Origin of the sequence: Azospirillum agricola (assembly GCF_017876095.1) — a bacterium.
Classification (GTDB): Bacteria; Pseudomonadota; Alphaproteobacteria; order Azospirillales; family Azospirillaceae; genus Azospirillum; species Azospirillum agricola.
In genome coordinates this window covers 11,529-37,615 of the sequence record NZ_JAGINM010000005.1, presented here as the reverse complement: position 1 = coordinate 37,615, position 26,087 = coordinate 11,529, and the positions used below count along the sequence as shown (strand labels likewise).

The window sequence follows — 26,087 nt, the reverse complement described above, 5'->3', positions numbered from 1 at the left end:
CGTGCCTTTACGACCGGGCGTCGGCCGGACGGACGGCGCCCGGACGCGAGACGGCCGTCGCGGCGGGCTTGCGGCCGTAACGCTCGACGGTCAGGCCGTCCAGGTCGATCTCGGTCTGGCGGCCGCCGACCGCGTCGGCGACCAGCCGGCCCGATCCGGCGGCCATCGTCCAGCCCAGCGTGCCGTGGCCGGTGTTGAGGAACAGGTTGCGCACGGGGGTCGGGCCGACGATCGGCGTGCCGTCCGGCGTGTTGGGGCGAAGGCCGGTCCAGAACTCGGCCTTCGACAGGTCGCCGCCACGCGGGAACAGGTCGCTGACCACATGGTCGAGCGGACCCCGGCCGCGCGGGCGCAGCGTCAGGTCGAAGCCGGCCAGTTCGGCGGTGCCGCCGACGCGGATGCGGTCGCCCAGCCGGGTGACGGCGACCTTGTGGGTCTCGTCCATCACCGTCGATTCCGGGGCGCCGGCCGGATCGGTGATCGGCAGCGTCAGCGAGTAGCCCTTCACCGGGTAGACCGGCAGGTCGAGCCCGAAGGGCTTGACCAGCTTGGGCGAGTAGCTGCCCATGGCGACGACGTAGCTGTCGGCGGTCAGGGTGCCCTGGTCGGTGACGACGCCGGTGACCTTGCGGCCGTCGCTCTCCAGGCCACGGATGTTCACGCCGTAGCGGAACGCGACGCCGCGCTTGGCGGCGAATTCGGCCAGCCGGTTGGTGAACAGGAAGCAGTCGCCGGTCTCGTCGCCCGGCAGCAGCAGGCCGCCGACCAGCTTCTCCTTCACGCCCTCCAGCGCCGGCTCGACGGCGCTCAAGCCATTGCGGTCGTGCAGGCTGTAGGGCACGCCGTAGCGCTCCAGCACCGCCATGTCGTAGCCGGCGGCGTCCATCTGCTTCTGCGTGCGGAAGACCTGGAAGGTGCCCTTCGTGCGCTCGTCATAGGCGATGCCGGTCTCGGCGCGCAGGGCCTTCAGGCAGTCGCGGCTGTATTCGGCGATGCGGACCATCCGGCTCTTGTTGAGCTGGTAGCTGGCCTCGTTGGCGTTCATCAGCAGCTTCAGGCACCAGGACCACATCGCCGGATCCAGCTTCGGCCGGATGACCAGCGGGGAGTGCTTCATGGTCATCCACTTGATGGCCTTCAGCATCAGGCCCGGCGCCGCCCAGGGGGCCGAGTAGCCCGGCGAGACTTCGCCCGCGTTGGCGAAGCTGGTTTCCAGCGCGGGGCCGCTCTGGCGGTCGATCACCGTCACGTCATGGCCGGCGCGCGCCAGATAATAGGCGGTGGAGACACCGATGACGCCGCTGCCCAGAACGATCACGCGCATGTGACTGGCTCCCGAGGATCATGAAGTCGCTTGGAAGGCGGGTTAGCAAGAGCGATGCCAGACGGTGCGGTGGCGGAAACGCTGGAGATTGGGGAACGCTGGGGAGCCCGGCTGTACACAGAAGTTTACGGGCCGACCGTCCCGATCAAGTGGAGAAGGGAAATTTCTTTCAGTTTCAGTGAATTACTGTCACTGTAAAGATTTTGATACGGCGTAAATTTTCCGGTACAGTTTTTGGCGCCTGCTCCCCGCCAAGGTCCGCCATGCGCATCGAGGTCACCTTCGCCGACCGGGTCGGCATCGCCCACGAGATCCTCGCCGTGCTGGCCATCCGCCGGCTGAACGTCGTCGGGGTGGAGGTCGATCCGCCCCACATCCACATCGACGCCCCCGGCCTCGATCCGGCCACCCTTCCGGCGCTCGGCGACGCCCTGCGCGGCATCGAGGGCGTGCGGTCGGTCACCGCCATCGACATGCTGCCAGGAACGCGGCGGCGGCTGCACCTCGACGCGCTGCTGGCGGCCTTGCCCGATCCGGTGCTGGCGGTCGACCGCGCCGGCCATGTCGTCGTGGCGAACGCCGCCGCCGCCTCGGTGGCCGGCGTCCCCGAGGCGGCGCTGACGGGAGCGGATCTTGGCGCGCTGCTCGGCGACCCGGCCCTGACCCGCGATCTGACCGGCGGCGGCTTCCGCATCCCCGGCCGCGAGGCGACGCTGAACGGCCAGCCCTTCCTGATCGACGTCACCCCGATCATCGACCAGGACGCGGCGGACGCTGCCCAGGGTGCCGTCCAGGGTGCTGTCCAAGGCGCCGTCGTCACCCTGTTCGCCCCGGCGCGCATCGGCGAGCGGCTGGACGCCTTGCAGAATTTCGACGAGGGCGGTTTCGAGAAGATCCTCGGCGACTCCCCGCCGGTGCGCGGGCTGAAGGCGCGGGCCGCCCGCGTCGCGGCGGTGGAGGCGCCGCTGCTGATCCTCGGCGAGACCGGCACCGGCAAGGAGCTGATCGCCCACGCCTGCCACCGCGCCAGCCCGCGCGCCGACAAGCCCTTCCTGGCGCTGAACTGCGCCGCCGTGCCGGAGAATCTGGCCGAGAGCGAGCTGTTCGGCTACGCCCCCGGGGCCTTCACCGGAGCGCAGCGCGGCGGCAAGCCGGGGCTGCTGGAGCTGGCGCACGGCGGCACCGTCTTCCTCGACGAGATCGGCGAGATGTCGGCCTATCTCCAGGCCAAGCTGCTGCGCTTCCTCAACGACGGCAGCTTCCGCCGCGTCGGCGGCGAGCGTGAGCAGAAGGTCGACGTCCGTGTCGTCAGCGCGACCCACCGCCCGCTGGAGGCGATGGTCGCCGAGCACGGCTTCCGCGAGGATCTGTTCTACCGCCTGAACGTGCTGTCCCTCCATGTGCCGCCCTTGCGCGAGCGCGGCGACGACATCCTGCTGCTGGCCCGGCACTTCATCGCGCGGGCCTGCGCCCAGACCCGGCGCCCGCCCTGCCGGCTGACCGCGGCGGCGGGGGCGGCGCTGCTCGCCAACCGCTGGCCGGGCAACGTCCGCCAATTGGAGAACGTCATCTTCCGCGCCGTGACGATGAGCGACGGCGCCTTCCTCGACGCCGCCGACCTGGAACTGGCTGGCGCCGGCATGGAGCCGGGTAACCCCGGCGCGGCGGCCGACGGCGTGGATGAGGTCGAAAGCTGGGAGGCGGCGGTGGAGGGATTCGAACGGGCGCTGCTGCGCCGGCTCTATCCCCGCTTCCCGTCCAGCCGCAAGCTGGCGGCCCGGCTCGACATCTCGCACACCATGATCGCCAACAAGCTGCGGAAATACGGGATTCCGGACCGATGAGGATGCCGCTGGGGCCGGCTTTCCGGAGCGCCGAGTCGGGCCCGGCCGATGGCGCGGAGGCGGCGGATGCCGGTCGTCGGCCTTTCCTTCCCCCCGGCGACCGCCCCGGCCACGGGACGGAGAAGGGAGTGGCGGGGGAGCGGGGCGGACCGATGACAATTCGTTGGCAAAGCAATCGAAACCGCGCCGCGTGGATGGCCGGGACCGGCCGGATTCGCCTGTGCGCGGAGGGCTGCGACACCCCCTGCGGCAGCGTGGCCGATGGACAAGTCATCGCAGTGCAACAGGAAACGGTGTAGAAGCTGCTGCACCCGCGAGACCAACAAAGGGACATTGGGACCATGACCGAGAGCACGGGAACCATCGCCATCGAGACCATCGGCGTCATCGGCGCCGGCACGATGGGCAACGGCATCGCGCAGATCTGCGCGGCCGCCGGCCTGACCGTGGTGATGACCGACATCTCCGAGGAGGCCGTCGCCCGCGGCCTGAAGACGGTCGGCGGCAGCCTCGACCGTCTGGTCAAGAAGGAGAAGATGACGGTCGAGGCCCGCGACGAGGCGCTCGCCCGCATCACCGCCACCACCGACAAGGCGAAGCTCGCCAACTGCGATCTGGTGATCGAGGCGGCGACCGAGAACGAGGGCCTGAAGGTCAAGATCCTGAAGGAGCTCTGCGAGACGCTGAAGCCCGAGGCGCTGCTCGCCACCAACACCTCGTCGATCTCGATCACCAAGCTGGCCGCCGCGACCGACCGCCCCGACCGCTTCATCGGCATGCACTTCTTCAACCCGGTGCCGATGATGGCGCTGCTGGAGCTGATCCGCGGCCTGCAAACGTCCGACGCGACGCTGGCGGCGGCGGAAACCTTCGCCAAGCGCGTCGGCAAGGCGCCGATCACCGCCAAGAACAGCCCCGGCTTCGCCGTCAACCGCATCCTCTGCCCGATGATCAACGAGGCGATCTTCGCGCTTCAGGAGGGTCTGGCGACCGCCGAGGACATCGACACCGGCATGAAGCTGGGCTGCAACCACCCGATCGGCCCGTTGGCGCTGGCCGACCTGATCGGTCTCGACACCATGCTGTTCGTCATGAACGTCTTCTACGAAGGCTTCAACGATCCGAAGTACCGCCCAGCCCCGCTGCTGAAGGAGATGGTCGACGCCGGCCACCTCGGCCGCAAGACCGGCAAGGGCTTCTACGACTATTCGAAGTAAGCGGGCGCTCTTGTCCCTCTCCCGTCCCGGGAGAGGGACAGCTACACCTCCGCCGCGACCGTCTGCAAATACTCCAGGAACGCGCGTTCCGCCCGGTTCAGCTTGCCCTGCTCGCTCCAGATCAGGTGGATGTTGACGGGGGCGACGCCCTCGTAGGGCGGCAGCTCCCACAGGAGCCCGTCCTCGACGTCGCGCGCCGCGATGTGGTCGGGCAGCGGGCCGATGCCGAGCCCGCACAGGATCAGCCGCCGCACCTCCTCCAGATTCGCGGACGACGCGACGATGCGGCCGGCGAAGCTCTCGCGCGCCCGGAACAGGGTCAGCGGCGACAGGGCGCCGTCGATCTGGTCCGAGGTGAAGGACACGAAATTCTCGCGCCGCAGCTCGGCGATGTCGATGTCGCGCCGGCCGAACAGCCGGAAGTCCGGCCCGCAATAGAGCCGGTAGGTCTGGCGCAGGAACACCATGCTGGCCAGCCCCGGAATCGGCTCGCGCAGCAGGCAGATCGCCATGGCGCCGATCCGCTGCTGCAACGCGATGTGCGCGTCGGCCGACGCCATCACGTCGATGCGGAAGGTCACCTGCGGGTAGAGCTTGTGGAACTCCCGCAGCGAGCGGTCGAACAGCGCGGTCTGGATGCGGCTGGTCATCAGGATGTGGACGTGGCCGCTGACCCCGTCCTTGGCGTCGCGCACCAGGGCGCCCAGCCGCGACACCGTGCCGTGGATCGACACCGCCTCGTCATAGACCTGCTCGCCGGCGGCGGTGACGGCGAATCGCCCCGGTCCCCGGTCGATCAGCGGACGGCCCAGCTGTTCCTCCAGCCGCTTCAGGGCGAGGCTGACCGCCGGCTGCGTCAAAAACAGGCGCACGGCGGCCTTGGTGATGCTGCCCTCCTGCACGATCACCATGAAGGTGCGCAGCAGATTCCAGTCGAGCTGCTGCCCCAGACGGGCCAGAGCTTGGCGCTCCGCCTCGGTTTCGTTCACCGCATCCCTCGTTCGCTCGGCTGCCTGTTCGGGTGGCAGGCTTGGGTCTGGCCAAATTCTATGCACATGAACGCCCAGTGAGCAACTGCGGCATAAATCAGATTCATGGGCAAAATGAAAAATGCTTATTTGCGCCATGGCCGGTCGGGACGGCCTAATCATTCCATCGCGGCCCCAAACATCGCCGCAACGCACAAAGCATAAGATCACAGTATGGCGGCCATATCCGGAAGGATAGGGCCGAAACCCTCATGGCTTGTCTTTTTCTAAAACGCGACGGGAAACAGGAATGAGCGTTTCGAAGGCCCCCACCAGCGAAAACGGATTGCCCGACGCCGGATTGCGCGCCGCCATCATCGACGCCGCCGACGCGGCGCAGGCGCGCTGCGTCGGGCTGCTGTCCGATCTGGTGCGGCAGCCCTCGCTGCTGGGCGCGGAGGCCGGGGCGCAGGCGCTGATGGCCGACCGTTTCGCTGCGCTGGGGCTGGAGGTCGACCGTTTCGAGGTGGACGAGGCGGCGATTTCGTCGCTGCCCGGCTTCTCCCCGCCGGTTCTGCCGGACGCCTACGCCGGCCGCGCGAACGTCGTCGGCGTGCACCGTCCGCGCGAGGCCAGGGGCCGCTCGCTGATCCTCAACGGCCACATCGACGTCGTGCCCACCGGCCCGGCCGAGCTGTGGACCACCCCGCCCTTCGAGCCGCGCATCGCCGATGGCCGCCTCTACGGGCGCGGAGCCGGCGACATGAAGGCCGGCATCGCCGCCTACACCGCCGCCTTCGAGGCGCTGGCGAGCCTCGGCTACCGCCCGGCCGCCCCGGTCTATCTCCAGTCGGTGATTGAGGAGGAGTGCACCGGCAACGGCGCGCTGGCCTGCCTGCACCGAGGCTACCGCGCCGACGCGGCGGTGATTCCGGAACCCTTCAACCACACGCTGTCGATCGCCCAGGTCGGCGTCATGTGGGTGCGGCTGGCCGTCACCGGCACGCCGGCCCATGTGCTGGACACCGCCGCCGGCACCAACGCCATCGAGGCCGCGACAACGCTCGCCGCCCACCTGAAGGCGCTGGAGGTCCGCTGGAACGAGCCGGGCCGCCGCCACCACGCCTTCTGCGACCACCCGCACCCGCTGAACATCAATCTCGGGCGGATCGAGGGCGGCGAGTGGACCTCCTCGGTGCCGACCCGCTGCGCGGTCGATCTGCGGCTCGGCTTCTACCCCGGCCAGGATCCGCGCGCCGTGCGCGACGAGGTTGCCGACGCGCTGGCCCGCGCGCTCAGCGACGACCCGGCCCTGGCCGGCGTGTCGGCCGAGCTGGTGTGGACCGGCTTCCAGGCCGAGGGCTGCGCCATCGACCCCAAGCACCCGCTGCTGGCGATGCTGGCCGACAGCCACCGCGCCGTGCGCGGCGACGAGCCGCGCCACGTCGCCCTGACCTGCACCACCGACGCCCGCTTCTTCGCGCTGTACGGCGACACCCCGGCGACCTGCTACGGCCCCGAGGCGACGCGCATCCATGGCATCGACGAGTCGGTGTCGCTCGACAGCGTGCGCGACGTGACCCGCGTGCTGGCCCTGTTCATCGCCGGCTGGTGCGGCCTGGAACCCGCCTGATTCCGCCTGTTTTCGAGCCTCCCGAGAGACCGACACGCCATGATCGCCAACGCCACCCACGCCCCCCGCTCCACCCGCCGCTGCTCCGACGTCGAGTGGAAGGCGCGGACCGATCTCGCCGCCGCCTACCGTCTGTTCGACCGGCTGGGCATGACCGACCTGATCTACACCCACATGTCGGCCCGCATCCCCGACACGCCCGATCATTTCCTGATCAACCCCTACGGCCTGATGTTCCACGAGGTCACGCCGGACAATCTGGTCAAGGTCGACATCGACGGCAATCTGGTGGAGGCGCGCGACGGCGACGCCGTCAATCCGGCCGGCTTCACCATCCACAGCGCGGTGCACCGGGCGCGGCACGATGCCGGCGCCGTCATCCACCTGCACACCGACGCCGGCATGGCGGTCAGCGCCCAGGCCGACGGGCTGCTGCCGATCACCCAGCATTCGCTGCGCTGGTACAACCGCATCGCCTACCACGCCTACGAAGGCATCGCGCTCGATCTGGCCGAGCGCGAGCGGCTGGTCGCCGATCTCGGCAGCCACCACAGCCTGATCCTGCGCAACCACGGCCTGCTGACCGTCGGGCGCGACGTGCCGGAGGCGGCGATCCTGATGTACTACCTGGAGCAGGCCTGCCGCCAGCAGGTGATGGCGCTCGCCGGCGGCCGCCCGCTGATCACCCCGCCGCACGATGTCTGCGAGCACACCGCCCGCCAATACGAACACGCCTACCCGCGCGCCGGCGTCCTGGAATGGGACGCGCTGCTGCGCTGGCTCGACAGCACCACCGGCCCGACCGGGCCGCGATGACCGGCAGCCCGACCGGGCCGCGATGACCGGCAGCCCCACCGGGCCGCGCTGAACCAAAAAACCAGGAAACAGGGTCGCCACAGCCTTTCCCTTCGGAGACGAGGACAACCGCAATGACACGTTCGATTTCCGGCTTCCAGTTCGGCCTCCCCCTCGCCGTGCAGCGCGCGACGGCCGCCGGCCTGCTCGCCGCCGTGCTCGCCATTCCCGCACTCTCCGGCCTGACCGCTGCCCCCGCCATGGCGCAGGAGACTCCGGTCAAGGGCGGTGTCCTCAACAGCATCGTGCAGCCCGAGCCGCCGACCCTGATGCTCGGCCTGAATCAGCAGGGCCCGACCCAGACCGTCGCCGGCAAGATCTACCAGGGCCTGCTGACCTACGACCAGAAGCTCAACCCGCTGCCCTCGCTGGCCAAGAGCTGGACCGTCTCGCCGGACGGGCTGACCTACACCTTCAAGCTGTTCGAGAACGTGACGTGGCACGACGGCAAGCCCTTCACCGCGAAGGACGTCGTCTTCTCGGCCTCGAAGTTCCTGATGGAGGTCCACCCGCGCGCCCGCGCCGTCTTCGCCCGCTGCGAGTCCATCACCGCGCCCGACGAGCTGACCGTCGAGTTCAAGCTGAAGGAGCCGTTCCCGGCTTTCCTGCAATCCTTCGAGGTGTCGTCGGCGCCGATCGTCCCGGCCCACCTCTATGAAGGCACCGACTTCCGCGCCAACCCGGCCAACGCGACGCCGATCGGCACCGGCCCCTTCAAGCTGAAGGAATGGGTCAAGGGCAGCCACATCCAGCTCGTCCGCAACGAGGCCTATTACAAGGCCGGCCTGCCCTACCTCGACGGCATCACCTTCCGCGTCATCCCCGACGCCGCCAGCCGCTCGCTGGCGCTGGAGAGCGGTCAGGTCCAGCAGACCCAGTACAGCGACGTCGAACCCTTCGAGGTTCCGCGCCTGAAGACGCTGGCGAACCTGGAGCTGAGCACCAAGGGCTATGAATTCGTCGCGCCGATGTCCTGGCTGGAGATCAACCACCGGGTCAAGCCGCTCGACGACAAGCGCTTCCGCAAGGCCATCGCCTACGCCATCGACCGCAAGTTCATCCGCGACAAGATCTGGTTCGGCCTCGGCCGCGTGCCGACCGGCCCGATCAACTCGGTGGTCAAGTTCTACGACCCGAAGGTCACCACCTACGAGCCGAACATCGAGAAGGCCAAGGCTCTGCTGGATGAAATGGGCCTGAAGCCGGACGCCAAGGGCGTGCGCGCCACCGTCAAGATCATGCCGATGCCCTACGGCGAGACCTGGACGCGGCTCGGCGAGTATCTCAAGCAGGCGCTCGGCAAGGCCGGCATCGCCGTGACGCTTGAGAGCACCGACGCCGCCGGCTGGAGCCAGCGCGTCGCCAACTGGGACTACGAGATCACCACCAACTTCCTCTACCAGTACGGCGACCCGGCGCTGGGTGTGGCGCGCACCTACATCTCGGACAACATCCGCAAGGGCGTGCTGTTCACCAACACCATGGGCTATTCCAACCCCAAGGTGGACGCGCTCTTCGCCAGTGCGGCGCGCGAGATCGACCCGGCCAAGCGTCAGGCCGACTACAGCGAGGTCCAGCAGATCCTGGCCGACGAGCTGCCGGTCGTCTGGCTGCTGGAGATGGAGTTCCCGACCTTCCTCGACAAGCGGGTCAGGAACGCCAACAAGACCGCCATCGGCGTCAACGACACCTACGAGGACGTCTGGCTGGCCGCGAAGTAAGGCCGTCTCCGTTTGACTTTCCCTCTCCCGCCCCGGGAGAGGGAAGGGGCCCGCGAAGCGGGAAGGGTGAGGGGCTATCGGGCGTGCGACCTGATCCATGCTCCGATGGCCCCTCACCCTCCCCACGCTTCGCGCGGGTCCCCTCCCTCTCCCGGGACGGGAGAGGGCGTTCAGCTTAGGAACCACGCCCATGCTGGGATTCGCCCACCTCTTCGCGAGCCGCCTCGTCAAGGCGCTCGCGATCCTGATCGCCATCGTGGTGATGAACTTCTTCCTCGTCCACGCCGCCCCCGGCGACCCCGCCATGGTCATGGCGGGCGAGGCCGGCGCCGCCGACGAGAAGTTCGTCGAACAGCTCCGCCAGCAGTTCGGCCTCGACCGCCCGCTGCACGAACAGCTCGCCACCTATGTCGGCAAGATCGCGCAGGGCGACCTCGGCTTCTCCTACCGCCAGCAGCGGCCGGTGTGGGACATCCTGGCGGAGCGGCTGCCGGCGACGCTGATCCTCACCCTGACCGCCTTCCTGCTGGCGCTGGCCGCCGGTGTCGCGCTCGGCACGCTGGCGGCGATCACCGTCGGCACCTGGGCGGACAGCGCCATCACCGTCGTGGCCCTGCTGGCCTACGCGACGCCGATCTACTGGATCGGCCTGATGATGAGCCTGCTCTTCTCGATCCAGCTCGGCTGGCTGCCGGCCTTCGGCTACGAGACCATCGGCGCCGGCTACACCGGGCTGGCCCACGCCGCCGACGTGGCGGCGCACCTGATCCTGCCGGTGATCACGCTGGCGCTGTTCTACATGGCCGGCTACGCCCGCCTCACCCGCGCCTCGATGCTGGAGGTGCGCGGCCAGGATTTCGTCAAGACCGCCAAGGCCAAGGGCCTGTCGCAATCCCACATCGTCACCCGCCACGTCCTGCGCAACGCCATCCTGCCGGTCATCACGGTCGCCGGCATCCAGGCCGGGCAGCTGGTCGGCGGCTCCATCCTGATCGAGACGGTCTTCGCCTGGCCCGGTATCGGGCGGCTGGCCTTCGAGGCGGTCTTGCAGCGCGACTATCAGGTCCTGCTCGGCATCTTCCTCGTCACCTCGGTGATGGTGATCCTCTTCAACATCCTGACCGACATCCTCTACGGCCTCGTCGATCCTCGCATCCAGGCGGCACGCTGATGTTGAAACTTTCCTCCTCCTCCGGGGATTTCTGGAAGGCCTTCGCCCGCAACAAGGGCGCCGTCTTCGGCCTCGTCATCCTGGCTGGAATCCTGGTGCTGGCGGCCTTCGCCTCCGTCCTGTTCCCCGGCGATCCGTGGGACATGGCGACCGCGCCGTTCCAGCCGCCGCTGTCCGAAGGCTCGCCGCTGGGCTCCGACATGCTGGGGCGCGACATCGCGGCCGGCATCGCGCATGGTGCCAGGGTGTCGCTGCTGATCGGCCTGACCTCCACCGCCGCCGCGCTCGCCATCGGGGTGACGCTGGGCGCGCTGGCCGGGTTCCACGGCGGCCGAGTGGACGACGCGATCATGCGCTTCACCGAGCTGTTCCAGACCATCCCCAACTTCGTGCTGGCCGTGGTGCTGGTAGCGATCTTCACGCCGAGCCTGACCACCATCGTCGCCGCCATCGCCATCGTCAGCTGGCCGCCGCTGGCCCGGCTGGCCCGCGCCGAGTTCATGAGCCTGCGCACCCGCGAGTTCGTCCAGGCCGCCATCACCACCGGCCAGTCGAACACCACGATCATCCTGCGCCAGATCCTGCCGAACAGCCTGTCGCCGATCATCGTCTCGGCCTCGCTGATGGTGGCGACGGCGATCCTGCTGGAAAGCTCGCTGAGCTTCCTCGGCCTCGGCGACCCCAACGCGATGAGCTGGGGCTACATGATCGGCGCCGCCCGCACCGTGATCCGGCAGGCATGGTGGATGAGCTTCTTCCCCGGTCTGGCCATCGTGCTGACCGTGCTGGCGCTGAACCTCGTCGGCGAGGGGCTGAACGACGCGCTGAACCCCAAGCTCGCCCGCTCGCGGGGGTGAGACCATGACCCGCCCCTCTTTCCCAGGCCACAGCGTGCCGGAGACGACCGACATGACCGTTCCCTTGCTGGACGTTCGCGGCCTCAGCATCGCGCTGCCGCCCGGCGCCGACCGCCCCTTGGCGGTGGACAATCTGACCTTCACGCTCAACGCCAACGAGATCCTCTGCGTCGTCGGCGAATCCGGCTCGGGCAAGTCGATGACCGCCCACGCCATGATGGGCCTGCTGCCGCACCCCCATGTGCGGGTGGCCGGCGGCAGCCTGCTGTTCAAGGGCAAGGACGTGCTGGCCATGCCGGAGGCCGAGCAGCGGAACTTGCGCGGCGGCCGCATCGCCATGGTGTTCCAGGAGCCGATGACCGCGCTGAACCCGCTGATGCGGGTCGGCCGCCAGATCGGCGAGTCGCTGCGCGCCCACACCCCCCTGCCCGCCCCGGCCCGGCGCCAGCGGGTGGTGGAGCTGCTCGATCAGGTCGGCCTGCCCAACCCGGCCGAGCTGGCCGACGCCTACCCGTTCCGCCTGTCGGGCGGCCAGCGCCAGCGCGTCATGATCGCCATGGCGCTGGCCTGCCAGCCCGACATCCTGATCGCCGACGAGCCGACCACGGCGCTCGACGTCACCACCCAGAAGCAGATCCTGGACCTGATCCGGTCGATCCAGGCCGAGCGTCACATGGGCATGATGTTCATCACCCACGACTTCGGCGTGGTGGCGGAGATCGCCCACCGGGTCGCGGTCATGCGCCACGGCAGGCTGGTGGAGTATGGCGCGGCGAGCGACGTGCTGAACCGCCCGCAGCACCCCTACACCCGCCAGCTCATCGCGTCCGTCCCCCACTACATCGAGCACCGCGAGGACCACGCCAAGGTCGGAAAGCCGCTGCTGGTGGCCGAGAAGGTGCGCAAGACCTTCCATGTCGGCGGCGGGCTGTTCAGGAAGTCCAAGCCCGTGGTGGCCGGCGACGACCTGTCGCTGACCATCCATCCCGGCGAGACGGTCGGGCTGGTCGGCGAGTCCGGCTCCGGCAAATCGACGCTCGGCCGCAGCATCGTCGGCCTGATCAAGCCGGATTCCGGCCGCATCCTGTTCGAGGGCACCGACCTGCTGTCGCTCGACGCCAAGGGCTTCCGGCCCTACCGCCGCGCCGTGCAGATGGTGTTCCAGGACCCCTACGCCTCGCTGAACCCGCGCCACCGAATCGGCGACATCATCGCGCAGGGCCCCGTCGCCTTCGGCGAGGACCGGGGCAAGGCGCTGGCCCGCGCGCGGGAACTGCTGGCGATGGTCGGGCTCGACGGCTCGGCGGCGGACCGCTTCCCGCACGAGTTCTCCGGCGGGCAGCGCCAGCGCGTCGGCATCGCCCGCGCGCTCGCCATGGAGCCGAAGCTGCTGGTCGCCGACGAGCCGGTCTCGGCGCTCGACGTGTCGGTGCAGGGGCAGGTGCTGGAGCTGCTGGACGACATCCGCAAGCGCCTCGGCCTCGCCATGCTGTTCATCACCCACGACCTGCGGGTCGCGGCCCAGGTCTGCGACACCATCGCGGTGATGCGGCGCGGCAAGATCGTCGAGATGGGAAGTTCCCGGCAGGTCTTCACCCACCCGCGCGACGCCTACACCCGCTCGCTGCTCGACGCCATCCCCGGCAAGGCGTGGCACATCCCGGACGACCTGCAAAAGGCGCCGATCGTGGGAGCCGCTTCATGAAGGTCGCCATCGTCGGGGCCGGCGCAGTCGGCGGGCTGCTGATCGCGCGGCTCGGCGCCATCGGCGCCCCTGGGGCGGAGGTGACGCTGGTCGCCCGCCCCAACGCCGCCGCCGCCATCCGGCGCGACGGTCTGACCATGGTCACGCCGCTCAACCGCGTCGCCCGCCTGACGCCGCGCGTCACCGACGATTCCCTGTCGCTGGGGCCGCAGGACGTGGTGATCCTCTGCGTCAAGGCGCACGCCCTGCGCGGCACTGTGGACACCATCACGCCGCTGCTGGGGCCCGACACCGCCATCGTGCCGATGGTCAACGGCGTCCCCTGGTGGTACCCGCACCGCCAGCCCGAGCCGCTGGCCGACCGGCCGCTGCGCAGCGTCGATCCCGACGGGCTGCTGTGGCGTTCCATCGACCCCGACCGGGTGGTCGGCGCCACCACCTTCGTCGCGGTGGAAGGCGACGGTCCGACCCGCATCCGCCACATCAGCGACCAGCGTTTCGTCTTCGGCGACGCCGCCGACCGCGACCGGCCCGTGGTGGACCGCATCGTCACGCTGTTCGGGCAGGCCGGCTTCCAGCCCGCGCGCACGTCCGACATCCGGCAGGCGGTCTGGGTGAAGCTGTGGGGCAATCTCGGCTTCAACCCCTTGAGCGTGCTGACCGGCGCCACGCTGGGCCGGCTGTGCAACGACCCCGGCACCCGCGACGTCGGCCGCAGCCTGATGCTGGAGGCCAAGGCGGTCGCCGAGCGGCTGGGCGTCACCTTCGCCACCAGCGTCGACGAGCGCATCGCCATGGCCGCCGGCGTCGGCGAGTTCAAGACCTCGATGCTCCAGGACTACGAGGCCGGCCGCCGGCTGGAGTTGGACGCCATCCTCGGTTCGGTCATCGAGCTGGCCGAGCGGGTCGGCGTCGCGGTGCCGATGATGCGCGCGGTGCTGGCGCTGGTCGATCTGCGGGCGCGCGAGCGGCGCAGCGAACTGGCGGCGTGAGGCAAGGCCTGTCCCCACCCTTCTTCCCTTCATTCCCCCGCTCCCTGGAGCCATAGCCATGTCCCTGCCCTCCAACCTGCCCATCAACCCCGACCGGCTGTGGGCCAGCCTCGCCGCGATGGCGGAGGTCGGCGCCACGGCCAAGGGCGGAAGCTGCCGCCTCGCGCTGTCCGACGAGGACAAGGCCGGGCGCGACCTGTTCGTGTCCTGGTGCGAGGACGCCGGCTGCACCGTCTCGGTCGACCGCGTCGGCAACATCTTCGCCCGGCGCCCCGGCAGCGATCCCGGCCTGCCCCCGGTGGTGATGGGCAGCCATCTCGACACCCAGCCGACCGGCGGCCGTTTCGACGGCGTGTTCGGCGTGCTGGCCGGGCTGGAGGTGATCCGCTCGCTGAACGACCGGGGCCTCGCCACCCGCCACCCGGTCGAGGTCGCCGTCTGGACCAACGAGGAGGGCTCGCGCTTCTCGCCGCCGATGATGGGCTCGGGCGTCGTCACCGGCGTGTTCGGGCTGGACGAGATCCTCGGCAAGATCGCCCAGGACGGCGCCCGGCTCGGCGACGAGCTGGTCCGCACCGGATACGCCGGCGACGCGCCGGTCGAGCACCCGATGCACGCTTATCTGGAGGCCCACATCGAGCAGGGTCCCGTGCTGGAGGTCGAGGGCAAGGAGATCGGCGTCGTCACCGGCGCGCAGGGGCAGCGCTGGTACGAGGTGACGGTGACGGGCACCGAGGCCCACGCCGGCCCGACCCCGATGCGCCTGCGCCGCGACGCGCTGGTGGCCTCGGCCCGCATGGTCCAGGCGGTGCAGGCGCTGGGGCTGGAGACTCCCGGCGACGCCTGCACGACGGTCGGCATCCTCGACGTGCACCCGCACTCGCGCAACGTCATCCCCGGCCGGGTCTTCTTCACGGTGGACCTGCGCCACCCCGACGCCGCGACGCTGGCCGGCATGGACCGCCGCTTCCGCGAGGACGTCGCCGCCATCGCCGCCGAGGCGGGCGTGACCGCCGAGGTCGCCGATTTCTGGGAGTTCCCCCCCACCCCGTTCGACAGGACGCTGGTGGATCGCGTGCGCGACGCGGCGGCCGGCTTCGGCTTCAGCCACCGCGACATCGTGTCGGGCGCCGGGCACGACGCGGTCTATGTGGCGGGCAAGGTGCCGACCGCGATGGTCTTCATCCCCTGCGAGGACGGCATCAGCCACAACGAGGTCGAGAACATCAGCCCCGCCGACGGAGCGCGCGGCGCCGCCGTGCTGTTCGAGGCCCTGGTCGCCACGGCCGGAACGCCCTGAGCCCTTCGTCTCCCTCTCCCGGGGCGGGAGAGGGAGAGTACATCCTCCCGGAGTTTCCCCGATGAAGTTCGTCCACCATCCCGACGCGGCGCTGCACCGCCCCTCGACCTACTTCAACAAGGGCCAGCTCCGCGCCCTGCCCGAGAAGCCCGAGCGGCTGGGCGCGCTCGCGGCCCTGGTCGGGAAGCGCGGCGGCGCGCTGATCCGCCCCGACGACTACGGTTCGGCCCCGCGCGCCGCCGTCCACACCCCCGCCTATCTCGCCTTCCTGGAGACCGCCCACGCCCGCTGGATGGCCGAGGGCGGCATGGGCGACGTCGTGCTGCCCAACGTCCACAAGATGCAGCGCGTTCCCTCCTACCCGGCGTCCATCGTCGGGCAGGCCGGCTGGCACATGTACGACACGGCCTGCCCGATCGACGCCCACACCTGGACCGCGACCTGCGCCGCCACCAACGCCGCCATCCACGCCGCCCGGCTGGTCGCCACCGGCGCCGACTGGGCGGCCTACGCGCTGTGCCGCCCGCCCGGCCACCACGCCACCCGCGACATGGCCGGCGGCTTCTGCTACCTGAACCACGTCGCCGTCGCCGCCGAATCCGTGCTGCCCATCCTGCGGGGCCAGGGCAAGGCGGCGCGCGTCGCCATCCTCGACGTGGACGTCCACCACGGCAACGGCACGCAGGACATCTTCTACGAGCGCGACGACGTGTTCTTCGTCTCGGTCCACGGCGACCCGGCGCATTTCTACCCCCACATGGCCGGCTACGCGCAGGAGCGCGGGATCGGGCGCGGCGAGGGCTACACCCTGAACCTGCCGCTTCCCATCGGCAGCGACGAGGCGACGGTGCTCGCCACCATCGGGCAGTCGCTCGACGCCATCGCCCGCTTCGCCCCGGACATGCTGTTCATCTCGCTGGGCTTCGACACCTTCATCGACGATCCGCTGGCCGCCTTCGGCGTCACCACCCCCGGCTTCGCCCGGATGGCCGCGCTGATCGCCGACGCCGGCCTGCCGACCGTGCTGGTGCAGGAGGGCGGCTACGCGGTGGACGACCTCGCCGCCAACCTCGGCAGCTTCCTCGACGGGTACGAGGCCGCGCTGGGATGACCGCCGCCGCCGCCGGCCTCTCCGGCCCCGCCCCGGCCCGGGATCCGATGAAATACGCGCTGATCGCCATGGTCGCCCTGTTCTGGGGCCTGAACTGGCCGGCGGTGAAGACGATCCTCTCCCAGGTGCCGCCCTTCAGCCTGCGGGCGATCGGCTTCACGGCGGGGGCGGTGCTGCTGCTCGGGCTGGCCCGGCTGTCCGGCCACCGGCTGCGGGTCGACCGGGACGAGCTGCCGGCGCTGGTCGCCGCCGGCCTGTGCAACGTGCTGGTCTTCAACCTGTGCACCGCCTTCGCGCAGACGATGATGGTGACCTCGCAGGCGGCGATCATCGCCTTCACCATGCCGGTGTGGGCGACGCTGATGGCGATTCCCATCCTGGGCGAGCGGCCGGGGCCGCGCCAGATCGCCGGGCTGGTCTGCGGCCTGTCCGGCCTGTTCGTGCTGCTCGGGCCGGAGGCGCTGTCGGCCCCGCCCAAGGCGCTGCTCGGCCCGGCGCTGATGCTGGTCGCGGCGCTGGCCTGGGCGCTCGGCACCATCCTGATGAAGCGCCGGGTCTGGCGGGCGCACCCGACCGTCATCACCGGCTGGCAGTATGTGGTCTGCGCCCTGCCGATGATCCTCGCGGCCATGGGCGAGAGCCGCCCCGCCCTGGCCGAGATCCACGGCGCCGTGTGGGCCGGCTTCGCCTGGCACCTGATCTGCTCGCTCTGCGCCGCCCAGGCCCTGTGGTACGTGACCGTGCGGCGGCTGACGGTGGGCGAGGCGGCGGTCAGCACGCTGCTGATCCCGATCGTCGGCGTCAGCGGCGCCGTGGTCATCCTCGGCGATCCGGTGACGCCCCGGCTGGCGGTGGCGCTCGCCCTGATCCTCGCCGCCGTCGCCTGCGTGCTGGGGGCGAGAAAGCCGGCCCGGTAGCGGGCCGGCAAGTCCTCAACCGACCCCGATGAGCGCGGCCAGCCCGTGCAGGTCGCGCACGATCGCGGTGCCGGCCGGGAAGGGATCGGGCACGTCCGGCGGCACCACCCCGGCGAAGGGCGCGCCGATGTGGCGGGCGCCGACCAGTTCGGTCAGCGAATCGCCGACGATCAGCGTGCGCTCCGCCCGATGGGCGTGGGTGGCGACGAGGCCGGCGAAGACCGCCGACTTGTCGTTCGGCGTGCCGTCGTCGGGCGCGCCGGTGACGGTGACGAAGAAGCCGCCCAGCCCCTTGCGCGCCACCGTGTCCAGCAGGGTGCGGTGCGGCGTGCCGGACACCAGATGGCAGGGCGTGCCGTCCAGCGCCCGCAGCAGTTCCGGCGCGCCGTCGATCAGCGGGCAATCCTTCACGGCGTCGTCGACCATCGCGGCGTAGCGGCCGGCGAGTTCGGCCACCCGTTCCGGCGTCGGCTCGCGACCGAAGACGCCGCGCTCCAGCACGGCGATCGAGCCGGTGCGGGTCAGCCCGCCGTTCTGCCAGACCGTCTGGCGGACGGCCGCCTCGAAGGGGCCGTTCCGCGCCCCGAAGAGATCGACCATGGCGTCGGTCTTCATGCGGGCGGAATCGAGGATGACCCCGTCGAAGTCGAAGATCACGGCCGCGGGCGGGTTCGGGACCGGCGGGCGGATGGCGCTGGGCATCGGGCAACCTTTTCGTTCACGAATGGCTTGGCACCCTACACCAAACCGGCGGCGGCGGGAGCCTCCGGCCGCCGCCCCTTTCGGTCAGGCCGCCACCCCCTTCTCCTCCAGGGAGCCGCCGAGGAAGAGCTGCCCGACGCGCGGGTCGGCCAGGATGGCCGGGGCGGTGTCGAACAGGCGCGTCTGCCCGAGTTCCAGCACCAGCCCGTAATCGGACATGGCGAGCGCCGAGCGGGCGTTCTGCTCGATCATCAGGATCGACACGCCCTTGTCGCGCTGCTCGGTCAGGATCTGGAAGGTCTCGGCCACCATCATCGGCGACAGGCCGATGGAGGGCTCGTCGATCAGGATCAGCTTGGGATCGAGCAGCAGGCCGCGCACGATCTCCAGCTGCTTCTGCTGGCCGCCGGACAGGGTGGAGGCCTGCTGGTCGGCCTTCCGGCGCAGGATGGGGAAGCGGTCGAGCGCCGCCTCGATGCGCGCCGGCATGTCGGTGATGCCGCGCCCGGCGGCGACCGCGCCCATCTCGATGTTGTGGCGGACCGACAGCTCGGGGAAGATGTTGCGCCCCTGCGGGACGTAGCAGATCCCGGCCTCCAGCAGGTCGCGCGGCTCCTTGTTGGTGACGTCGCGGCCGTTGAAGGCGACGGTCCCCTCCCGCGCGTTCAGCAGGCCGAAGATGGTCTTGAAGACGGTCGACTTGCCGGCCCCGTTCGGGCCGATCACCGTGGTGATCGAGCCGCGCGGGACGGAGAAGCTGGTCCCGTTGAGGATCGTCATCTTGCCGTAGCCGGCGACGACGTTCGACAGGGTCAGGATGGGCTGGGCCGGAACGGCTTGGGCGGTCATGGCGGGGTTCCCCTCAATGGCCGAGATAGGCTTCGACGACGGCCGGGTCGGCGCGGACGGCGGCGGGGGACCCCTGCGCCAGCACCTTGCCCTCCGCCATCACGACGACGCGCGAGCACAGGCTCATGACGAACTCCATGTTGTGCTCGATCACGACGAAGGTGGCGCCGAGCTCGCGGTTGATCGCCTGCAACCGCTCCTTCAGGTTGGCCAGCATGGTCAGGTTCACGCCGCCCGCCGGCTCGTCGAGCAGGACGAGGCGCGGCCCCGCCATGAAGGCCATCGCCGCGTCCAGCAGCTTCTGCTGGCCGTAGGACAGGCCGCCGGCCTTCTGCTCGGCCAGATGCTCCAGTTTGAAGAAGGCGATCATGCGGTCGGCGTCCGGAGTCAGCCCGGCGTCGCGCGGGCCGAACAGGCGCTTCAGCATGGTTCCCTTGTGCTCCTGCCCGGCGAGGATCAGGTTCTCGCGCACCGACAGGTTGGGGAAGACCTGGAGAAGCTGGAAGGTCCGCGACACGCCCAGCCGGTTGAGCTGCGACGGGTAGAGGCCGGTGATCGCCTTGCCGTCCAGCCGCACCTCGCCGTCGTCCGGCGAGAGCTGGCCGAGGATGCAGTTGAACAGGGTGGACTTGCCGCAGCCGTTCGGGCCGATCAAGCCGAGGATCTCGCCCTCGTCGACGTGGAAGGACACGCCGTCCACCGCCTTCACGCCGCCGAAATGCTTCCGGATGCCGTTGACTTCGAGAACGCGGGTCATGACGCGGATCCTTGCTGGGGTCCTTGCCGGGCGCCCAGCGTCGGGCGGGCGGCGGCGCGGATGGTGGCGGCCCTGCGCTGGGAGCGGTGGTCGCGCCAGCGGTCGATCAGGCCGAGCAGGCCGGTCGGGCTGACCATGACCAGCACCAGCACGACGGCGGCGTAGATGATGAGGTACCAGCCGCCGGTCGCCCGCAGCAGCTCCGGCAGCATGTAGGAGAAGAAGGCGCCGACGAACGGCCCGAAGAAGGACCCCGCCCCGCCGGCCACCACCGTCAGCAGCAGCACGAAGGAGGCCGAGAGCGCGAAGGGCGCGGGGTCGATGAACTCGACCAGCGGCGCGTAGAGCGACCCCGCCGCCCCGCCGAAGGCCGAGCCGATGGCGAAGGCCAGCAGCGTGTAGGCGCGGATGTCGATGCCCAGGCTGGCGGCGCGCAGCGCGTTCTCGCGGATCGCCAGGAAGGCGCGGCCCCAGGGGGAGTGCAGCAGCCACCACATCACCAGCGTCAGCACCAGCGTGACGCACAGCACGAAGCGGTAGAAGGCCAGCCCGCCGCCGAGGTCGATGCCGAACAGCACCGGGCGCGGGATGTTGGCGAGGCCGAAGACGCCGCCGGTCAGCCATTCCTCGTTGCGGGCGACCAGGAAGACCACCACCGAGAAGGCCAGCGTGACGAAGGCGAGGTAATGGTGCTTCACCCGCAGGGCCGGGAAGCCCAGCACGATGCCGACCGCGAAGGACAGGCCGGTGGAAACCAGGAAGGAAGCCGGCAGCGACCAGCCGGCCTTGACGGTGAGGATGGCGGTGGCGTAGGCGCCGATGCCCAGGAAGGCGCCCTGCGCCAGCGAGGTCAGCCCGGCGTAGCCCAGCGTCAGGTTCAGCCCCATGGCGGCGATCGACATCACCAGCCACAGCGCCACGACGTAAAGGCCGTAGCTCTTCAGCCCGGCGGGGGCGAACCACAGGATCGGGAAGGCGAGCAGCACGATCAGCAGGGTCGGGTTCAGCTTGCGGGTCATACCGTGCGCTCCTCCTTGCGGCCCAGCAGCCCCTCGGGCTTGACCAGGATGACGACGACCAGGACCACGAGCGGCACGGCGGTCCGGTAGGCGCTGGACACGTAGGCGGCGGCGAGGTTGTCGATCAGACCGATCAGGAAGCCGCCGGCGAGCGCGCCGCGGATCTGGTTGAAGCCGCCGACGATGGCGGCGATGAAGGCGGCCAGCCCGATGTGCTCGCCGTTGGAGAATTTCGCCAGATAGACCGGCGAGATCAGGTAGGAGGCGACCAGCGCCAGCGCCGCGTTGATCAGGAAGGTCAGCAGGATCATGCGCTGGACCGGCACGCCGAGGATGCGGGCGACGGTCGGGTTCTGCGCGGTCGCCTGCATGGTGCGGCCGGTGCGGGTGTGGGTGATGAAGGCCTGGAGCCCGAGGATGGCGGCCACGGCGACGACGAAGATGGCGAGGTCGCGCACCGACACGGCGGCCCCCAGCATCGACAGCGTGCCTTCCGGCACCAGCGAGGGGAACTGCTGCGCCTCGGCGGAGAAGCCGTTCTTGGCTGCCTCCTTGATCAGCACCGACAGCGCCATGGTGGCGATGGCCAGCGGCAGCACGCCGTGGCGCTGCATCGGCTCGACCAGGAAGCGCTTGAAGCCGAAGCCGAACAGCAGGACGAAGCCGACCGTCCCGACGACGAAGGCGAGCCACATCGGCAGCCCGACATGGGACGCCGCGAGCACGAGGATCGCCGGCAGCATGACGAACTCGCCCTGCGCGAAATTGATGGTCTGGGAGGTTTGCCAGACCAGGGTGAAGCCGATGGCGGCCAGCGCGTAGATCGCGCCCGTCGCCAGCCCGGCGACGATGAGCTGAAGGAACTGGTCCATGTCAGCGTTCCTGATGTTCTTCTCCCTCTCCCGCCCCGGGAGAGGGAAGGGGCCCATGCGCAGCATGGGAAGGGTGAGGGGTTGCCCGAGAATTCTACGGGGGCGGGGGCGCGGAAGCTCCATGGTTGGACTCCATGTTCCGATCGCCCCTCACCCTCCCCGCGCTCCGCGCGGGTCCCCTCCCTCTCCCGGGGCGGGAGAGGGCTTTCTCAAGAAACCGCCTTACGGGTTGATCATCGGCAGCGTCGCCTTGACCACCGGCTTGCCGTTCGTCACCTCGACCAGGAAGCTCTCGCGGTCGACGTCGCCGTTCGCCAGCCACTTGGTGTCGATCAGGATGCCCGGCTCCTGCGCCACGTCGATGCGGGCGCCGTGCAGGGCCTTGGCGAAGGCCTCGCGGTCGAACTTGCCGATGCGCTCGGTGATGGTCTTCACCGTGTAGACGGCGGTGTAGCCCTTGATGCCGTTGTGGTCCGACGTGAAGCCGTACTTGTCCATGTACTTCTTGCCGAAGGCCTGGAAGCCCGGATTGGGCGCGTCGACCAGCAGCCCGACATGGCCCTTCACCCCGTTGGCGGCGTCGCCGGCCAGCTCGATCACCTTGGCGCCGAGCAGGGTCGTCTCGCCGATGATCGGCTTGGCGATGCCCTGCTGGCGGACGGCGCGCAGGAAGCGGGCGCTCTCCTCCTCGTTCAGATAGACGAAGACGGCGTCGGCGTTGGCGTTCTTCACCTTGATCGCGTCGGCGGCGAAATCGGCCTGCCCGGATTCCGTGGCGATGTCGGCGGCGACCTGGATGCCGCGCTTCTGAAGCTCCGGAATGATCGCGTCGCGGCCGCCCTTGCCGAAGTCGTTGTTGATCCACACCACCGCCACCGACTTGGCCTTCACCTCGTCGCGCAGGTAGTTGGCCAGCTTCGGCATCGAATCGGCCTGGTTCAGCGAGGTGCGGAAGATGTAGGGGTTGCCCTGCTTGGTGAAGGCCGACGCCTCGCCGCCGACGATCTGCGGCACGCCGGCCCGCTGGGTGATCTGCATTGAGGCGCTGATCGGCCCGGAGAAGATCGGCCCGAGCACGACGTAGGCGTCCTCGTCCACCGCGCGCTGCACGGCGGCGCGGGTGGCGCCGGGGTTGGTCTGGCTGTCGTAATGGATCAGCTCGATCTGCTTGCCGAGGATGCCGCCCTTGGCGTTGATCTCGGCGACCGCCAGATCGGAGCCGTTCTTCCAGTTGGTGCCGGCCGGCGCCCCCGGACCCGACAGCTCGATCACGTCGATCAGCTTGACCGTGTCGGCGAAGGCCGGGGCGGCGAAGGCCGCGGCGAGCGCGACGCCGGCGGCGAAGGTCTTGAACGTCATTGGATGATCCTCCCGTTGGATTTTTTGAACCGGTTCTTGAACATCACGCGGGAATCGCCGCGAGAACCCGATCCGCCCCGGCGTCGATCCCGAAGAAACGCAGCGCCGGGGCGAGCTGGTGATCGAGCATCGGGCGCCCCGGCTGCACCGGATGGCCGAGCGCCGAGGCGGCGCGCAGCAGCGCCGTCACCGGCGGCTTCATGATGACGTCGGCGACCAGCGTGCCGGACGTCAGCGCCGCCGGGTCGAAGGGCAGCGGGTCGCCGGCGCCGAGCCCGCAGGGCGAGGCGTTGACCGCCAGATCGCAGCCCTCCGGCGCCTTGCCGGAAACGGACAGCGCCACCGCCGGGAAGAGGCCGGCCAGCCGCGCGACGCACGCCTCGGCGCGGGCGCGGTCGAGATCGGTCAGCGCCAGCGCCGCCGCCCCCGCCTCGCACAGCGCCGCCGCGACGGCGGCCCCCGCCCCGCCGCTGCCGACCAGCCAGACGCGCTTGCCCGCCGGTTCGAAGCCGCGGGCGCGCAGTCCCTCGACGAAACCCAGCCCGTCCACCATGTCGGCGGTCAGCGAGCCGTCCGCCTCGAAGCGCAGCAGGTTGGCGCCGCCGGCGGCCCGCGCCCGGTCGCTGGCGCGGTCGGCGGCGGCCAGCGCGTCGGGCTTGTGCGGGATCGTCACCGACAGGCCGCCGAGGTTGCGCACCCGCCGCAGGCCGTCGAGCGCGCCCCTCAGTTCGCCGGGGGCGATGTCCAGCGCCAGCCACGCCGCGTTGACGCCGAGCGCCGCGAAGACCGCCGGCATGATCAGCGGCATCCGGATCTGCGCCACCGGATGGCCGATGGTGAAGAAGAGCCGGGTCGAGCCGTCATGCGCGGAGGCGTGCATGCCCCTCACCCGACCAGCGTGTCGTTGGCGCCGAGCTGGCTGAAGGCGGCCATGCGGATCGAGGCGTTGGCCGCGCCATACTGGTCGTAGCCGCCGCGCCGCTCGACCAGCTCGAAGAAGAAGCGCCCCTCGAAGGGCTGGGTGTAGAGCTGGAAGAACTCGCCGTCGCCGTTGCGGTCGTAGAGGATGTTCAGCCGGGTCATCGCCGCCAGCAGATCGTCGTCGAGGTCGAAGCGGGTGGCGAGGTCGTCGTAATAGTTGGTCGGAATCGGCAGGATCGCGGTGCCGGTCGCGCGCAGCGCCTCGGCGGCGGCGAAGAGGTCGGCGGTTTCCAGCGCGATGTGGTGGACCCCGGCGCCGAGATAGGTCGAGACCGACTTGGCGGTCGTGGTGTTGCGGCCGCTGGCGATGTTCAGCGGGAAGCGCACCCGGCGGCGGCGGTCGGAGATCGCCCGGCTGCGCACCAGGCCGAAGGGGTCGGGCAGCACGAAGACCGGCTCCGGCTCCAGATCCAGCACGGTGCGGTGGAACAGCACGGCGGCGTCGAGCGCGCCTTCCGGCAGCACCTGCGCGATGTGGTCGATGCGGCGCAGGTCGCCGGGCGCCTCCCCGCTGTCCTCCAGGATGAAGTCGGTCTCGAAATCGATCGAGCCGTCGGCGCGGCGGCGGGTGAAATAGACCAGCTCGCCGCCGATGGAGCGGATGCCCGGCAACGACAGCTCGTTCGGGCCGACGCGCCCCTCGAAGCGCGGGCAGCCGAAGGCCTCCGCCCGGCCGAGCGCCCGCAGCGGGTCGTCGACCTCGTAGGCGACGGCGCAGACCGAGGTGCCGTGCAGCAGATAGTAGGAATGGGCGGTCGAATGCGGCTCGGCGTTCAGCACGAAGCGGATGTCGCCCTGCCCGTAGAGGGTGACGTCCTTGCTGCGGTGGCGGCCCAGCCGGCGGAAGCCCAGCCGCGTCAGTTCGTCGGCCAGCTTCGCCTGCGAGGCGTGGCTGACCGCGAACTCGACGAAGGCGATGCCGTCGAGCCGGGCCGGGGTCGGCGGGTCGAACAGCTCGACCCGGCGCGGCGGCGCGGCGGCGGCCGGTTCCCGACGGGCCGCCTCGACCCGGCGCACCCGCTCCTCGACGTGCAGCAGGGAGCGCATGGCGTCCTTGGCGGTCTGGCGGGCCGGGGCGCTGCGCATGGCGTCGCTGAAGATCTCCAGCGACAGGGTGCCGGTGTAGCCGGCGCGCAGCACCGCCTCGGTGAAGCCGCCGACGTCGAACTCGCCCTGCCCCGGCAGGCAGCGGTGGTGCCGGCTGAGCATCAGCGTCGCCATGTCCAGGCGTGGCGCGTCGGCGAGCTGGACGAAGAAGATGCGGTCGCCCGGCAGGTCGCCGATGCCGCTCCAGTCGTGGGGCAGCGCCAGCGTGTGGAAGCTGTCGAGGATGAGGCCGAGATGCGGGTGGTCGGCGCGCTCGACGATCCGCCAGGCGTGGTCGTAGGTGGAGACGTTGGTGCCCCAGGCCAGCGCCTCGTAGCCCAGCCGGATGCCGCGCCGGCCGGCGCGCTCGGCCATGGCGCGGAGCTGTTCGGCGGCCAGCCCGTCGTCGTCGATGGCGTCCGGCTCGACGTTGGAGCAGACCAGCATCAGCGTCGTGCCCAGCTCTCCCATCAGGTCGAACTTGCGCTCCAGCCGGTCGAGGCCGCGGGCGAAGCGGGCGGGCTCGACGCCCTCGGCGTTGCGGAAGGGCTGGAACAGGTCGATGGTCAGGCCAAGGTCGGCGGCCATGTCGCGGATCTCGCGCGGGCGGCCGTGGTGGCCGGTCAGGTCCGGCTCGAAGATCTCGACGCCGTCGAAACGGGCGGCGGCGATGGCCTCCAGCTTCTCCGGCAGCGTGCCGCTGAGCGACACGGTCGCGATGGACCGACGCATTCCCTCATCCTCCCGTCCCGCGCGGCTCTTGCCGCCATTCTTGGGGGCAGTATCGGCCGGAAACGGCGGCGGCGACAGCTGCCGGGCGTCACATTGCGACGTGACGAAAGTCATA

General features: G+C 70.2%; 22 protein-coding genes. 12 read left to right on the top strand and 10 right to left on the bottom strand.

The window, feature by feature from the left end; genetic code table 11:
* Positions 1 to 7 precede the first annotated feature (7 nt).
* On the bottom strand, positions 8 to 1,324 hold the full coding sequence (locus J2847_RS08585; RefSeq protein WP_209778610.1) for a D-amino acid dehydrogenase: 1,317 nt from the start codon (positions 1,322 to 1,324) through the stop codon (positions 8 to 10).
* 263 nt (positions 1,325 to 1,587) lie between these two features.
* Between J2847_RS08585 and J2847_RS08580 the strand changes: the two genes are divergently transcribed.
* Both J2847_RS08580 and J2847_RS08575 read left to right on the top strand, forming a co-directional pair.
* The gene (locus J2847_RS08580) at positions 1,588 to 3,168 is read left to right on the top strand and encodes a sigma 54-interacting transcriptional regulator (protein WP_209778609.1); all 1,581 of its coding nucleotides are present in this window, start codon (positions 1,588 to 1,590) and stop codon (positions 3,166 to 3,168) included.
* Between the two features lie 341 nt (positions 3,169 to 3,509).
* Positions 3,510 to 4,385, top strand: coding sequence for a 3-hydroxybutyryl-CoA dehydrogenase (locus tag J2847_RS08575; RefSeq protein WP_209778608.1), 876 nt, complete (start codon positions 3,510 to 3,512; stop codon positions 4,383 to 4,385).
* Between the two features lie 41 nt (positions 4,386 to 4,426).
* Here the strand turns inward: J2847_RS08575 and J2847_RS08570 are convergent, their stop codons facing one another.
* Complete coding sequence (locus J2847_RS08570) at positions 4,427 to 5,374, bottom strand: LysR family transcriptional regulator (RefSeq protein WP_085552697.1); 948 nt, start codon at positions 5,372 to 5,374, stop codon at positions 4,427 to 4,429.
* Positions 5,375 to 5,663: 289 nt separating this feature from the next.
* On the opposite strand from J2847_RS08570, the gene J2847_RS08565 reads away from it, so the two are divergent.
* The 10 genes from J2847_RS08565 to J2847_RS08520 all read left to right on the top strand — a co-directional run bounded on the left by J2847_RS08565 (position 5,664) and on the right by J2847_RS08520 (position 17,615).
* Entirely contained in the window at positions 5,664 to 6,986 is a 1,323-nt protein-coding gene (locus J2847_RS08565) for a M20 family metallopeptidase (protein ID WP_209778607.1), read from the top strand.
* 39 nt (positions 6,987 to 7,025) lie between these two features.
* Entirely contained in the window at positions 7,026 to 7,802 is a 777-nt protein-coding gene (locus tag J2847_RS08560) for a class II aldolase/adducin family protein (RefSeq protein ID WP_209778606.1), read from the top strand.
* A gap of 113 nt (positions 7,803 to 7,915) precedes the next feature.
* A complete protein-coding gene (locus J2847_RS08555) occupies positions 7,916 to 9,562 on the top strand; it encodes an ABC transporter substrate-binding protein (protein ID WP_209778605.1) in 1,647 nt (548 codons plus the stop codon).
* 190 nt (positions 9,563 to 9,752) lie between these two features.
* The gene (locus tag J2847_RS08550; protein ID WP_209778604.1) at positions 9,753 to 10,733 is read left to right on the top strand and encodes an ABC transporter permease; all 981 of its coding nucleotides are present in this window, start codon (positions 9,753 to 9,755) and stop codon (positions 10,731 to 10,733) included.
* A complete protein-coding gene (locus J2847_RS08545; protein WP_209778603.1) occupies positions 10,733 to 11,590 on the top strand; it encodes an ABC transporter permease in 858 nt (285 codons plus the stop codon). The genes J2847_RS08550 and J2847_RS08545 overlap by 1 nt, the downstream gene beginning before the upstream one ends.
* Positions 11,591 to 11,642: 52 nt before the next feature.
* Positions 11,643 to 13,295 (top strand): ABC transporter ATP-binding protein, encoded by a 1,653-nt coding sequence (locus tag J2847_RS08540; protein WP_209778602.1) that lies wholly within the window; start codon positions 11,643 to 11,645, stop codon positions 13,293 to 13,295.
* Positions 13,292 to 14,287, top strand: a complete 996-nt coding sequence (locus tag J2847_RS08535; RefSeq protein ID WP_209778601.1) for a ketopantoate reductase family protein — start codon at positions 13,292 to 13,294, stop codon at positions 14,285 to 14,287. The genes J2847_RS08540 and J2847_RS08535 overlap by 4 nt, the downstream gene beginning before the upstream one ends.
* Positions 14,288 to 14,345: 58 nt before the next feature.
* Positions 14,346 to 15,587 (top strand): Zn-dependent hydrolase, encoded by a 1,242-nt coding sequence (locus tag J2847_RS08530; RefSeq protein WP_209778600.1) that lies wholly within the window; start codon positions 14,346 to 14,348, stop codon positions 15,585 to 15,587.
* A 61-nt stretch (positions 15,588 to 15,648) separates the two neighbouring features.
* Entirely contained in the window at positions 15,649 to 16,698 is a 1,050-nt protein-coding gene (locus J2847_RS08525; protein ID WP_209778599.1) for a histone deacetylase family protein, read from the top strand.
* Positions 16,695 to 17,615 (top strand): DMT family transporter, encoded by a 921-nt coding sequence (locus J2847_RS08520; protein ID WP_209778598.1) that lies wholly within the window; start codon positions 16,695 to 16,697, stop codon positions 17,613 to 17,615. Before J2847_RS08525 ends, J2847_RS08520 begins: the two co-directional genes overlap by 4 nt.
* Positions 17,616 to 17,630: 15 nt before the next feature.
* On the opposite strand, the gene J2847_RS08515 is transcribed toward J2847_RS08520, so the two are convergent.
* From J2847_RS08515 to J2847_RS08480, 8 genes are all read right to left on the bottom strand, one after another.
* A complete protein-coding gene (locus J2847_RS08515; protein ID WP_209778597.1) occupies positions 17,631 to 18,317 on the bottom strand; it encodes an HAD family hydrolase in 687 nt (228 codons plus the stop codon).
* An 84-nt stretch (positions 18,318 to 18,401) separates the two neighbouring features.
* Positions 18,402 to 19,166, bottom strand: a complete 765-nt coding sequence (locus J2847_RS08510; protein ID WP_209778596.1) for an ABC transporter ATP-binding protein — start codon at positions 19,164 to 19,166, stop codon at positions 18,402 to 18,404.
* Between the two features lie 13 nt (positions 19,167 to 19,179).
* Positions 19,180 to 19,923, bottom strand: coding sequence for an ABC transporter ATP-binding protein (locus J2847_RS08505; RefSeq protein WP_085552710.1), 744 nt, complete (start codon positions 19,921 to 19,923; stop codon positions 19,180 to 19,182).
* The gene (locus J2847_RS08500; RefSeq protein ID WP_209778595.1) at positions 19,920 to 20,942 is read right to left on the bottom strand and encodes a branched-chain amino acid ABC transporter permease; all 1,023 of its coding nucleotides are present in this window, start codon (positions 20,940 to 20,942) and stop codon (positions 19,920 to 19,922) included. Before J2847_RS08500 ends, J2847_RS08505 begins: the two co-directional genes overlap by 4 nt.
* Entirely contained in the window at positions 20,939 to 21,814 is an 876-nt protein-coding gene (locus tag J2847_RS08495) for a branched-chain amino acid ABC transporter permease (RefSeq protein ID WP_209778594.1), read from the bottom strand. Before J2847_RS08495 ends, J2847_RS08500 begins: the two co-directional genes overlap by 4 nt.
* Positions 21,815 to 22,036: 222 nt before the next feature.
* Positions 22,037 to 23,173 carry an ABC transporter substrate-binding protein gene (locus tag J2847_RS08490; protein ID WP_209778593.1) on the bottom strand — a complete coding sequence of 379 codons (1,137 nt, stop codon included), beginning with the start codon at positions 23,171 to 23,173 and terminating at the stop codon, positions 22,037 to 22,039.
* Positions 23,174 to 23,216: 43 nt separating this feature from the next.
* Complete coding sequence (locus J2847_RS08485; protein ID WP_209778592.1) at positions 23,217 to 24,053, bottom strand: shikimate dehydrogenase family protein; 837 nt, start codon at positions 24,051 to 24,053, stop codon at positions 23,217 to 23,219.
* Positions 24,054 to 24,058: 5 nt separating this feature from the next.
* Positions 24,059 to 25,972 carry a bifunctional sugar phosphate isomerase/epimerase/4-hydroxyphenylpyruvate dioxygenase family protein gene (locus tag J2847_RS08480; RefSeq protein ID WP_209778591.1) on the bottom strand — a complete coding sequence of 638 codons (1,914 nt, stop codon included), beginning with the start codon at positions 25,970 to 25,972 and terminating at the stop codon, positions 24,059 to 24,061.
* Positions 25,973 to 26,087 lie beyond the last annotated feature (115 nt).